Origin of the sequence: Streptomyces sp. NPDC050534 (assembly GCF_044457745.1) — a bacterium.
Taxonomy (GTDB): Bacteria; Actinomycetota; Actinomycetes; order Streptomycetales; family Streptomycetaceae; genus Streptomyces.
Genome location: NZ_JBITHF010000006.1, coordinates 1 through 12189 on the forward strand (window position 1 = coordinate 1; position 12189 = coordinate 12189).

The 12189-nt window shown below is 71.4% G+C and carries 11 protein-coding genes; 3 read left to right on the forward strand and 8 right to left on the reverse strand.

Annotated features, from left to right (window positions below):
- Nucleotides 1-236 (reverse strand): adenosylhomocysteinase (locus tag ACIBN2_RS20085; RefSeq protein WP_399135839.1); only part of this gene is annotated, 236 nt, incomplete at its 3' end.
- A gap of 470 nt (nucleotides 237-706) precedes the next feature.
- On the opposite strand from ACIBN2_RS20085, the gene ACIBN2_RS20090 reads away from it, so the two are divergent.
- Nucleotides 707-2881, forward strand: coding sequence for a fructose-specific PTS transporter subunit EIIC (locus ACIBN2_RS20090; protein WP_399135840.1), 2175 nt, complete (start codon nucleotides 707-709; stop codon nucleotides 2879-2881).
- Between the two features lie 107 nt (nucleotides 2882-2988).
- Complete coding sequence (gene lepB, locus ACIBN2_RS20095; protein WP_399135841.1) at nucleotides 2989-3654, forward strand: signal peptidase I; 666 nt, start codon at nucleotides 2989-2991, stop codon at nucleotides 3652-3654.
- Nucleotides 3655-3708: 54 nt separating this feature from the next.
- Here lepB and ACIBN2_RS20100 read toward each other — a convergent pair whose 3' ends face one another.
- From ACIBN2_RS20100 to ACIBN2_RS20130, 7 genes are all read right to left on the reverse strand, one after another.
- A complete protein-coding gene (locus ACIBN2_RS20100; RefSeq protein WP_399135842.1) occupies nucleotides 3709-4689 on the reverse strand; it encodes a cation diffusion facilitator family transporter in 981 nt (326 codons plus the stop codon).
- Nucleotides 4690-4823: 134 nt separating this feature from the next.
- Nucleotides 4824-5975, reverse strand: a complete 1152-nt coding sequence (manA, locus tag ACIBN2_RS20105) for a mannose-6-phosphate isomerase, class I (protein WP_399135843.1) — start codon at nucleotides 5973-5975, stop codon at nucleotides 4824-4826.
- Between the two features lie 176 nt (nucleotides 5976-6151).
- Nucleotides 6152-7282 (reverse strand): SIS domain-containing protein, encoded by a 1131-nt coding sequence (locus tag ACIBN2_RS20110; RefSeq protein WP_399135844.1) that lies wholly within the window; start codon nucleotides 7280-7282, stop codon nucleotides 6152-6154.
- A 98-nt stretch (nucleotides 7283-7380) separates the two neighbouring features.
- A complete protein-coding gene (locus tag ACIBN2_RS20115) occupies nucleotides 7381-7551 on the reverse strand; it encodes a Trm112 family protein (RefSeq protein ID WP_399135845.1) in 171 nt (56 codons plus the stop codon).
- Nucleotides 7552-7712: 161 nt separating this feature from the next.
- The gene (locus ACIBN2_RS20120; RefSeq protein ID WP_399135846.1) at nucleotides 7713-9077 is read right to left on the reverse strand and encodes a phosphomannomutase/phosphoglucomutase; all 1365 of its coding nucleotides are present in this window, start codon (nucleotides 9075-9077) and stop codon (nucleotides 7713-7715) included.
- A 148-nt stretch (nucleotides 9078-9225) separates the two neighbouring features.
- Complete coding sequence (locus ACIBN2_RS20125) at nucleotides 9226-10842, reverse strand: L-lactate permease (RefSeq protein WP_399135847.1); 1617 nt, start codon at nucleotides 10840-10842, stop codon at nucleotides 9226-9228.
- Nucleotides 10843-10996: 154 nt separating this feature from the next.
- On the reverse strand, nucleotides 10997-11422 hold the full coding sequence (locus ACIBN2_RS20130) for a DUF3499 domain-containing protein (RefSeq protein ID WP_393868665.1): 426 nt from the start codon (nucleotides 11420-11422) through the stop codon (nucleotides 10997-10999).
- Nucleotides 11423-11713: 291 nt separating this feature from the next.
- On the opposite strand from ACIBN2_RS20130, the gene ACIBN2_RS20135 reads away from it, so the two are divergent.
- Nucleotides 11714-12163, forward strand: coding sequence for a metallopeptidase family protein (locus ACIBN2_RS20135; protein WP_399136664.1), 450 nt, complete (start codon nucleotides 11714-11716; stop codon nucleotides 12161-12163).
- Nucleotides 12164-12189 lie beyond the last annotated feature (26 nt).

A 12189-nucleotide genomic window follows, 5' to 3' on the forward strand; every position in this document is an offset into this window, starting at 1 on the left:
CAGCGGACCTGCGCGCCCAGGGCGGCCAGGGTCTCGATGAGGACGGCGGTCTGCACGGTCATGTGCAGGGAGCCGGTGATGCGGGCGCCGGCCAGCGGCTGGGTCTCGGCGTATTCCTTGCGGATCGACATCAGGCCGGGCATCTCGTGCTCGGCGAGGGTGATCTCCTTGCGGCCGAACTCGGCCAGCGAGAGATCGGCGACCTTGAAGTCCTGTCGGTTGTCGACAGTCGTCATTGCGAGCTGCTCCTCGGGGTTGGGGCGAGGTGGGTACGGCTGGTCTGCACGGCGGCGGACACAGGGGTGCCCGAAGAGGACACTGGCATGCCCGCGTACGCGCAGCGCAGTCCGTCGGAGGCCCTCTCTCCCTCGGCCGGTCCGCGGTGGGACCGCCCGACCGCCATCAGCAGCGACGTCTGGCTCTCACCCAAGCTACACCGGTCGGCCCGGCCGCCCCCAGTCCACCTCCGAACGCATCCCGCCGATCGCCGTGGACGGCGGATGGGGGTCGCAGGGTTCCAGGGCGCGATGACAGGACACGTACGAACGGGGGAACAGGTGCCTTCAGAACCGCATGAACAGGGAATTTTGCATCTTTGCGGGGAGCGTCACGTGATGCAGGATGCCTCGGAGATCGGGAACCTCTGATCGTTCCTGCGGGGCGTCCGGGACGGCGCTTCGCGTGACGAAGACGTTAGGAGATCGACGTGACCAGTCCGGCCGGCCCTCCCCCCACGGGCAACGGCGGCACCGAGCGGAAGCGGCTGAAGCTGCTCGCGGTGACCGCGTGCCCGACCGGCATCGCACACACGTACATGGCCGCGGAGAAGCTCGCGCAGGCAGCCGAGAGCCGCGGCATCGAGATGAAGGTGGAGACGCAAGGATCGATCGGGGCTGAAAACGTCCTCGATGACAACGATGTCAGCACTGCGGACGGCGTGATCATCGCCGCGGACAAGGACGTGGATCTGAGCCGTTTCGCGGGCAAGCGGGTCCTGAGGGTCGGGGTGGCCGAGGGAATCCGTCACCCCGAGCGGTTGATCGAGCAGGTGCGCTCGGCGCCGGTGCACGAGCCCGGGAGCGCCGCGGCGGCCTCGCCGACGGGCGGTGGCCGGGAGCGGAGCGTCGCGTACAAGGCGCTGATGAACGGGGTCAGTTACATGATCCCGTTCGTGGTCGTCGGCGGGTTGCTGATCGCCATCTCGCTCTCGCTCGGCGGGCACACCGACCCCTCCGGCGGCCTGGTCATCCCGAAGGACTCCTTCTGGATGGACGTGAACAACATCGGCGTCATCGGCTTCACGCTGATGGTGCCGATCCTTTCCGGGTACATCGCGTACGCCATCGGCGACCGGCCCGCACTCGTGCCGGGCATGATCGGCGGCTGGATCGCGAACACGGGGTCCTTGTACGACTCCAAGGCGGGCGCCGGCTTCATCGGGGCGATCGTGACCGGGTTCCTCGCCGGGTATCTGGTGCTGTGGATCAAGAAGGTCAAGGTCCCGAAGTTCGTGCAGCCGATCATGCCGATCATCGTGATCCCTATCGTGGCGACGACGGCCCTCGGGATGTTCTTCATCTACGTCATCGGCAAGCCGATCTCCTGGGTGTTCGAGCACCTGACCAGCTGGCTCGGCGGGATGACCGGCACGAGTGCGATCCTGCTCGGCGCGATTCTCGGGCTCATGATCGCGTTCGACATGGGCGGGCCGGTCAACAAGACGGCGTTCCTGTTCGGCGCGGGGCTCATCGCGACCGGCAACCAGACGGTCATGGGCATGTGCGCTGCCGCGATCCCAGTCATGCCGCTGGGACAGGGGCTGGCGACGCTCGTACGGAAGGGGCTCTACACCGAGCAGGAACGGGAGACCGGTCTCGCGTCCCTGTTCATGGGGTGTTTCGGCATCTCCGAGGGCGCGATCCCGTTCGCGGCTGCGCGGCCCGCGCAGGTCATCCCGGCCAACATGCTCGGCGGCGCGGTGGCCGGTGCGGTCGCCGGCATCGCGGGCGTGAAGGACGCGGTGCCGCACGGCGGGCCGATCGTGGCGGTGCTGGGCGCGGTGAGCGGCGTGCCGATGTTCTTCGTGGCGGTGGTGATCGGCACGGTCGTCACCGCGCTGACGACGGTGGCCCTGGTCGACGTCGGTGAACGCATGCGGCGCGGTGCGCCCGCGGTGGCCGTCGCGGGTACGGCCGGTCCCGAGCCGGCGCTGGTCGCGGTGGGAGCAGGGGCGTCGTCGTCGGGTTCGGCTGCGCCCGCCGTCGTACCGACGCAGGCGGTGAGCGGATCTCCCCTGCCCGCTTCGGATCCGGCGAGCGGATCAACTGGATCGACCGCTTCCGCATCCGCATCCGCATCCGAGGGCGCTCCGGCCGAGTCCGCCGACCTCAACGCCAGCACCGGTGACGCCGCTGCTGCCGGCCCCGACGTCCTCTCCGGCTATCTCACCGGGCGGACCGTCAAGGTCCGTCTCGGCGCGCAGGAGAAGGAGGACGCGATCCGCGAGATGGCGGAGCTGCTGGCGCACAGCGGTGACGTGGCGGACGTGGACGAGCTCGTGCGGACGGCGCTGCGGCGCGAGGAGCAGGGCACCACCGGGCTCGGCGAGGAGATCGCGATCCCGCATGCCAAGACGGACGCGGTGACGGCGCCGGTCGTCGGGTTCGCGCGCTCCGAGGAGGGCGTCGAGTGGGGCTCGATGGACGGTACGAAGGCGCGACTGGTCTTCATGATCGCCGTACCGGAGGCCGCCGCGGGCGATGAGCATCTGCGGATTCTGGCGCTGCTGTCACGGAAGTTGACGGACGCCGGCTTCCGGGAGCGCCTGACGGCGGCCGAGGACGAGCGGGCGGTCCTCGGGGTGCTGGGCGAGATCCGATAGCGGTGCGAGGCCCGCGTCCGCCCGGAAGCGGGCCCCGCACAGACGGTTCACAGAGGGTCGCTAGCCTCTGCGCCGGCGCGGATGTTCCGCGTGGGGAGGGAGTGGCGATGAGCAAGGCCCGGAAGCTGGGCATATGGGCGGGGGTGCTGGGGCCACTGGGAGTGGTGCTGGTGATCGTTGCGCTGGTGAGTGGGTGGACCGGCTACCACGGCACGACCGTGGCCAGCGACAGCATGTCGCCCACCTACACACAGGGGCAGCAGCTGGTGTTCGAGCGGATGGACGGGACCGAGGTGCGGCGGGGCGACGTGGTGCTCTACACGGCGCCGGGTCGCTACCAGGCCGCCGTCCTGCAGCGCGTCATCGGTGTGGGCGGCGATCACATCGTCTGTTGCAAGGGGGAAGGCAAGGACGAACGGCTCCTCGTGAACGGCAGGCCGCTCACGGAGCCCTACGTGTCGGACGGGATCGCCGACGGTATGCAACGGCCGTACGACGTGAAGGTGCCGAAGGGGCGGCTCTTCATGCTCGGCGATCACCGGCTGGATTCGAGGGATTCTCGGTTCTTCGCCGACGACCACGGCGGGACGGTGCCGGTGAGCGCGGTGCAGGGCCGGGTGACGGACGACTACACCGGCCTGAAGCTGCTCGGGATGGCCGCGCTGGTGGGGCTGATGCTGGCGCTCACCGGGCTGGGGCTGGGCATCGCGGCCGTCGCCGTGCGGAAGCGTGTCGTCGTGCCGCCTCCCCCGCCTTGGGCCGTGCAGGTGTGACGAAGGGGCCGGCCGAGTGCTCGGCGGGCCCCTTTGCCGTACGGCGAAGCGGTGTCAGTGACCGGCAGGGTGCGGCGCGGGGCCGCCCGGCGTCGCCTCGCGGTCCGGGCCCTTGGTGGCCTCCGCCTCGCTGTAGATGTCCGGCTCGAGGTAGATGACGCGCGCTATCGGGACGGCCGCGCGGATGCGCGCCTCGGCGGCGTTGATCGCGGAGGCGACCTCGGCGGCCGTGTCGTCGTGCTGGACGGCGATCTTGGCGGCGATCAGCAGCTCCTCGGGGCCGAGGTGGAGCGTGCGCATGTGGATGATGCCGGTGACCGTGTCGCCGTCGACGATGGCGTCCTCGATCTTCCTGACCTCCTCCACCCCCGCGGACTCACCGAGCAGAAGCGACTTGGTCTCGGAGGCGAGGACGAGCGCGATCATGACGAGCAGGACGCCGATGCAGACCGTGCCGATGCCGTCCCACACGCCGTCGCCGGTGAGCAGCGCGAGACCGACGCCGCCGAGGGCGAGGACCAGGCCGATGAGCGCGCCGAAGTCCTCCAGCAGGACGACAGGCAGCTCGGGGGCCTTGGCGCGGCGGATGAACTGCGACCAGGAGAGCTTGCCCCGCAGTTCGTTCGACTCCTTGATGGCCGTCTTGAACGAGAAGCCCTCGGCGATGATCGCGAAGACCAGGACGCCCACGGGCCAGTACCAGTGCTCCACCGCGTGCGGGTGGCGGATCTTCTCGTAGCCCTCGTAGATGGCGAACATGCCGCCGACCGAGAACAGGACGATGGAGACCAGGAAGGCGTAGATGTACCGCTCGCGGCCGTAGCCGAAGGGGTGCTGCGGAGTCGCCTCGCGCTGGGCCTTCTTGCCGCCGATCAGCAGCAGGAACTGGTTGCCGGAGTCGGCGAGCGAGTGAACGCCCTCGGCGAGCATCGACGACGAACCGCTGAACGCGAACGCCACGAACTTCGATGCCGCGATCGCGAGGTTGGCGCCGAGTGCCGCCACGATCGCCTTGCTGCCGCCTGACGCGCTCATGTGTTCGCGATGTCCCTTCGCCTACGTACCCTGCGCCGGCCGGGCCCTCGCCCGCCGCCTTTGCCCGTCCTTTGCCGGTGGGCCATTCTTGCAGCCCGACCCGGCAGCGGCGTCTCAGGTGTCCACAACCCCGGTCATACGATCACAGTGGCACGGAAGATCGTGCCCGCTCCGGAGACTTCGGCCTGCTCGCCGGCCGGGACGAAGACCGACTGGCCGGGGCGCAGTTCGTGCCCGTCCGCCCGCACGGTACCGGCCGTGCAGAGCAGGATCTGCGGGGTGTCGCGGGTGAGGTCGTGGGTGGTGCCGCCCTCGGGGAGGACGTATCGCGACAGCCGGAACTCGTCGATCGGCGTCTCGTAGACCTCCTCTCCGTCCGGCGACGCCTCGGGGCGCAGCACGCCCGGGTCGCTCGCCTCGAAGCGCACGATGCGCAGGAGTTCGGGGACGTCGACGTGCTTGGGAGTGAGGCCGCAGCGCAGGACGTTGTCGGAGTTGGCCATGATCTCGACGCCGAGACCGTTCAGGTACGCGTGCGGGATGCCGGCGCCCAGGAAGAGGGCCTCGCCGGGCTGCAGGCGCACGTGGTTGAGGAGCATCGCGGCGATGACGCCGGGGTCGCCCGGATAGTGGTGGGCGACGTCCGCGTAGGGGGCGTACGCGCCACCCAGCCGGGTGCAGGCGGAGGCGGCCGCGGTGACCGTGCGGTGCATCTCCTCGGGGTCGGCGGTGAGGATCGCCGTGAGGACCTCGCGCAGGGCGGCGTCCTCGGGGTGGGCCTGCAGCAGGTCGACGTACGGCTTGAGGGAGTCCACGCCGAGGCCGGCCAGCAGATCGGCCGCCTGGAGCGGGTCGCGGAAGCCGCACAGGCCGTCGAACTCGGTGAGCGCGCAGATCAGTTCGGGCTTGTGGTTGGCGTCCTTGTAGTTGCGGTGAGGGGCGTCCACGGGGATGCCGCGGCGCTCCTCGTCCTCGTACCCCTCCTTGGCCTGCGCCAGGTCGGGGTGCACCTGGAGGGAGAGCGGGGCGCCGGCGGCGAGGATCTTGAACAGGAAGGGCAGCCGGGGACCGAACTTGGCGACGGCCGCCGGACCGAGCTCCCCCTTCGGGTCCGCGTCGACGACCTCGACGAGCGTGCCGCGCGCCGTGCGCGAGGGTGCGCCCGGGTGGGCGCCCATCCACATCTCCGCCTGCGGCTCACCGCTCGGTTCGACGCCGAGGAGGGCGGGGATGGCGGTGGTTGAGCCCCAGGCGTAGGGACGGATGGTGTTGTCCAGGCGGTCCATGCGGTTGCGGTTCTTTCTGCCGGTTCTTCGTGCGTACGACGTCTTCGTGCGGACGACGCCCTTGTCTTCGCGTGGCGTACGCAATCGGTCTTCGCCTGACGTGAGCACTCCGTCTTCGCGTGGCGTACGTACTCGTCCTCGCGTGGCGTACGGCGGTCAGGGGGTCGGCGTCAAGATCAGGCCCCCGAGGCGAGCGCCAGGTAAACGGCGGCGAAATCCGTGATGGCGATCAGTTCGGCGAGCGTCTCCAGCTCGCCGCCCGGCTCCGGCTCCAGTTCGCTGATCGGTGTGTCGTGGCTGAGGGCCAGGTCGCGGGCTGCGGGGGCCGCGGTGAGGCCGCCGAGGGGGCGGTCGCGGAGCAGCACCACGCGCGCGTGCAGCGCGGGCGCCTCGTCCACGCGGTCGCGGAAGAAGTCGTCCGGGTCGGCGCTGGCGGCGAGCGGCCCGGCCAGCAGGGCGCTGTGCGCGGCGAGTGCCTCGGGGAGTTCGGCGACGACCGCCGGGCGGCCGGAGAGCTCGGCGAGGGCGGCGGCGAAACGGCGGCCTGCGGGGCCCGCCGAGACGCCTTCGGTCCACACGACCGGCAGCGAGTCGGCGAGTTCCGCGGCGAGCGTCTTGGCGGGGTTGCTGTAGGTCGCGATCGCGGGACCGCAGCGTTCGGCGATGTGGTCGAGGCGGTCGGCGACCTTCTCGACGGCCTCCGGCGGGGCGCTCAGCAGTCCGGTGCGGTCCAGGAGGGTGAGCAGCGGCGTGAGCAGCGCCCACAGGACGCCGGGGGCGGATGCGGCCAGCTCCTCCTCGTCGTGTTCGTACGGGGCTGTCGCCATCGGTACGAAGAGGCCGTGGGCTCCGTCCACCGCCTCCGTGAGCGGGGTGCCGGCGGGGGCCACCGCGACGACCGAGCAGCCCCGGCGGTAGGCCGCTTCGGCGAGCAGGGACAGGCCCGGCTCGGTGCCGTCGGGGGTGGCGATCAGCAGCAGGTCGACCGAACCGGCCCAGCCCGGGAGCTCCCAGCGCAGCGCGCCCGCGGCGGGGGCGACACCGGTGGGCGCGAGCCGGATGACGGGGCTGCCGGGGCCGGCGAGCGTGCCGAGGAGGTCGGCGGCGCAGATGGCGGCGGCGCCGGGGCCCGCGATGAGGACGGCGCGGGGACGGCCGTCGGGCTTGAGGTCGCCGACGCCTGCCTCGGCGGCGTGGCGTGCGGCCGTGCGGACGCGGGCACCCGCTTCGGCGGCGCCGCGCAGCAGGCCGCGGCGGTCGGACTCCGCGAGGGCCTCGGGGGCGTCGAGCAACGATTCGTCGAGCATGGGCGGCAGCCTCCGATCGCCGGCGTCTTTGTGTGCGCGCCGCCGGGGGGCGCCTTGTTGTGGACCGGGGCGCTGTGCGCGAGGGGCGGGCCCCGGCGTCACGCGGGGCGGCGGGCCTCGTCCACGAGCAGGACGGGGATGCCGTCGCGGACAGGGTAGGCCAGACCGCAGTCGGCGCCCGTGCAGACCAGCTCGGTCTCCTGCTCCTCGAGCGGAGCGTGGCAGGCCGGGCAGGCGAGGATCTCCAGGAGGGCGGCTTCGAGCGGCATGGGGTGTCCCTTCGAGCGGGTTCGCGTGCGCTTGCTTCGGCGTGCGGTTGTGCGGATGTGCCTGGTCAGGTTACCGCCGTGGGGGGCGGATCGGAGCGGTGCCTGTGGACGGCGGCCGTCGTTCCGGGAGGTTCCGGGGCACGCCCCGCGGCGGCGGGACATCAGGCCCGGATGATCCCCAGCACCTCGTCGCGGATCTTGGCCATCGTCGCCTCGTCGCGGGCCTCCGCGTTCAGACGGAGGAGGGGCTCGGTGTTGGACGGGCGGACGTTGAACCACCAGTCGGCGGAGCTGACCGTCAGGCCGTCGAGTTCGTCGAGGGTGACGTCCTCGCGGGCGCCGTACGCCGCCCTGATGGCTGCCAGACGGGCGGCCTGGTCGGCGACCGTGGAGTTGATCTCGCCGGAGCCGACGTAACGGTCGTACTCGGCGGTGAGGGCGGACAGGGGACCGGCCTGGCCGCCGAGGGCGGCGAGGACGTGGAGGGCGGCGAGCATGCCCGTGTCGGCGTTCCAGAAGTCCTTGAAGTAGTAGTGGGCGGAGTGCTCGCCGCCGAAGATCGCGCCCGAGGTGGCCATCTCCGCCTTGATGAAGGAGTGGCCGACGCGGGTGCGGACCGGGCTGCCGCCGTGCTCCCTGACGACCTCCGGGACCGTCCACGACGTGATCAGGTTGTGGATGATCACGCCCTTGCCGCCGTTGCGCGCCAGTTCGCGCGCGGCCACCAAGGCCGTGATCGCGGACGGGGACACCGGTTCGCCGCGCTCGTCGATCACGAAGCAGCGGTCCGCGTCACCGTCGAAGGCGAGGCCGATGTCCGCTCCCTCCTCCCGGACGCGCTGCTGAAGGTCGACGAGGTTCGCCGGGTCCAGGGGGTTCGCCTCGTGGTTCGGGAAGGTGCCGTCGAGTTCGAAGTACATCGGGACGAGGGTCAGGGGCAGCCCGTCGAACACCGTGGGGACGGTGTGGCCGCCCATGCCGTTGCCCGCGTCGACGACGACCTTCAGCGGGCGGACGGACGTCAGGTCGACGAGGGAGCGGAGGTGGGCCGCGTAGTCCGACAATGTGTCGCGCTGCGTGATCGTTCCCCGCTCCGCGGCCGGTTGCGGAGCGCCCGACTCCGTCCACTGCTCGGCCAGTTCGCGGATCTGCGTCAGGCCCGTGTCCTGGCCCACCGGCGCCGCACCCGCCCGGCACATCTTGATGCCGTTGTACCGCGCGGGGTTGTGCGAGGCCGTGAACATCGCGCCGGGCAGGTTCAGCGCGCCCGACGCGTAGTACAGCTGGTCGGTCGAGCACAGGCCGATCTCGGTCACGTCGGCGCCCTGCGCGGCGGCCCCGCGCGCGAAGGCACGCGACAGGCCGGGCGACGACGGCCGCATGTCGTGGCCGACCACGATCGCGTCGGCGGCGGTCACCCGGACGAAGGCCGCTCCGAAGAGTTCGGCCAGCGCCTCGTCCCACTGGTCCGGGACCACCCCGCGTACGTCGTACGCCTTCACGATCTGAGACAGATCAGCAGCCACGGCCAACCCTCCTGAAAGTCCTGTCGGTCGCCCCAAACTACCCGTACGGGATGCCCGCGTGCTGCGCGCGCCCCGAGTGGAGCTTCGGAACGTAACCTCAGGTCAGGGCCGGGTGAGGGACGGGTAAGAGCCGGGACGGCGGCAGGGGTCAGGGCAGCATCCATCCCAGGACCGGTGTGCTCTGGCCCACCACGATCAGGCACATCACCAGCAGCAGGCCCAGAGTCCACGGCAGCACCTTGCGCAGCAGGTCACCCTCGCGGCCCGCGAGGCCCACGGCCGCGCACGCGATGGTGAGATTCTGGGGCGAGATCATCTTGCCGAGGACGCCGCCCGAGCTGTTGGCGGCGGCCAGGAGGGCGGGAGACAGGCCGGACTCGCGCGCGGCGGTCACCTGCAGCGCCCCGAACAGGGCGTTGGACGAGGTGTCCGAGCCGGAGACGGCCACCCCGAACCAGCCGAGAACGGGCGACAGGAACGCGAGGCCCGCGCCGGCCGCCGCCACGAAGTGGCCGATGGTGCCCGCCTGTCCGGAGAGGTTCATGACGTACGCGAGCGCCAGCACGGACGTCACGGTCAGGATCGCGAACCGCAGTTCGTGCACGGTCGCCACCCACTCCCTGGCCGCCACACGCGCGTGCATGCCGAGCACGACCGCCGTCAGCACACCGGCGATCAGCACGAGGGTGCCGCCCGTCGAGACGATCGGCCAGGAGAAGACGTTGCCGCCGACCGGCTTCCCGTCGGGCCCCGCGACGTCCAGGAACGGCCAGTCGTACGTCTGGGTCGCCCTGGCCAGCCAGTCCTTGACGGCCGGGATCTGCGCGACCGAGAAGACCACGACGATCAGTGCGTACGGGGCGTACGCGCGCAGGACTTCGCGCCGCGGGTCCTCCTGGTCCAGCTCCTCGTCCCGCGAGCCGGTCAGCACGGACGCGCGTACCGACTCGGTGGCCGGTACGCGCGCGTGCGGTACGGCGACCAGGGCACCCGCGCCGATCAAGGAGGCGTTTATGTCGGCGAGTTGCGGAGAGACGTAGTTGGAGGCCGCGAACTGGACGACGGCGAAGGCGACTCCGCACACCAGGGCGGGCACCCAGGTCTCGCGCAGACCGCGCCGACCGTCCACCAGGTAGACCAGGACCAGCGGTACGACGAGGGCGAGCAGCGGCGTCTGACGGCCCACCACGGAGGCGACGTCGTCCAGCGGCAGCCCCGTCACCTGAGCGAGCGTCACCACCGGTGTGGCCATCGCACCGAAGGCCACCGGCGCGGTGTTGGCCACCAGGGAGACCACGGCCGCGCGCACCGGGTCGAAGCCGAGCGCGACGAGCATGACCGAGCAGATCGCGACCGGCGCGCCGAATCCCGCGAGGGCCTCCAGGAGCGCGCCGAAGCAGAACGCGACCACGAGTGCCTGGATGCGCGGGTCGTCGGACAGCCGTCCGAAGGAGCGCCGCAGGATGTCGAAGTGACGTGTGCGGACGGTCATCCGGTACACCCACAGGGCGTTGACGACGATCCACAGGATGGGGAAGAGGCCGAACACGGCCCCCTGGACGGCGCTGGAGACCGTCTGGTCGAGCGGCATGCCGTACGCGAGCCAGGCGACCAGAACGGCCGCGAGAAGCCCCGCCAGACCCGCCAGATGCGCCTTCAGGCGCACCCCGCCGAGCAGGACCAGCACGATCAGCAGGGGCAGGGCCGCGACGAGCGCGGACAGGCCGAGCGAATCGGCGACGGGTTCCAGTTCCTGGACGTACACAGGCGCCTCCCCGGATTCCGGCATGCGGAAAGCGATTTCCCGCCGGTACGGAATGGTCGTGTCCGCGACAAGGGGGCGTCAATGCCTGTGCACCACTGAGCGAAACGTGCACGGAACGCACACGAGAACGGGGTGGACGACCGGGAAAGCGTGGTCAGTTGTCGGGCGAGCGAAGCACGCGCAGGTGCCCGCGGCGCGCGACCTCCATCGGGTCCGCCCTGCGGCCGCCGCCGCCCGCACCGGCCGCCCGCTCCTGGGGGCGGGCCGCCTCACGCACCGCGTTCGCAAGCGCTTCCAGGTCGTCGCCGCTCGGACGGGCCGGAGCGGAACCGTCGAGGAGCCGTACGACCTCCCAGCCGCGCGGGGCGGTGAGGCGTTCGGAGTGCTCGGCGCACAGGTCGTAGCAGTGGGGTTCGGCGTAGGTGGCGAGCGGGCCGAGGACCGCGGTCGAGTCGGCGTAGACGTACGTCAGCGTCGCGACGGCGGGACGGCCGCAAGCGGTGCGCGAACAGCGACGTACAGGGCTCACGACGTTGGACGGTACCGCACTCTTGAGCGGGCCGCGACGACTCTCCCCCAGGTCACTCCACCGTGTCGTGCTGTGAATCGCCCCACACACCTCCCCGGGCCCACCCGGCTGACCTGCGAGGACGCGCGTTCACAGGGCTTCGGGCCGCCCCGCATCCGGTCAACAGTCCGTACAAACACCGTCATTTGCCCCGTGATCGCCGGTCTCGGAGGATACGGAATCGAGCCCAACCTTGGCCGGAATGGTCATCCTGCGACATGCCGTCCCGGGTGGCCGGACCGCGCCCGGCACGCCGTGCGGGGCGCGGCGTGCGGCTCCGGCGGGGACTACGCTTCGTCAGTGATGGACAACCCCGTACCGCCCCGTGTCGCCGGCCCCGGGCCCCGCCGCCGTGATCGCCACGGCCGGGGCATGCGCGGCCCGATCGCGCCGCCCCAGGTACCGCTCGCCGCGAGTCGTGCCGATGCCTTCGCGGATCTGGTGCAGGACTCCGTGGAGCGGCTGGAACGGCGGTGGCCGCAGCTCGCCGACATCGATTTCCTCGTCCTCGAGGTGCCGCGCCTGGACGGCCCCGGGCGGGCCTGGAACGACGAGGCGGTTCCGCTGGGCGGCACGGTGCCCTCCGGGGAGGGACAGCCGGCGCGCGTCGTCGTGTACCGGCGGCCCGTGGAGATCCGCACGAAGGGCCGGGACGAGCGGGCGGCGCTGGTGCACGAGGTCGTCGTCGAGCAGGTGGCCGAGCTGCTCGGGCTGACTCCGGAGACCGTGGATCCGCGCTACGGCGAGGACTGAGACGGCCCTGGCCGGTTGCCCCGGCC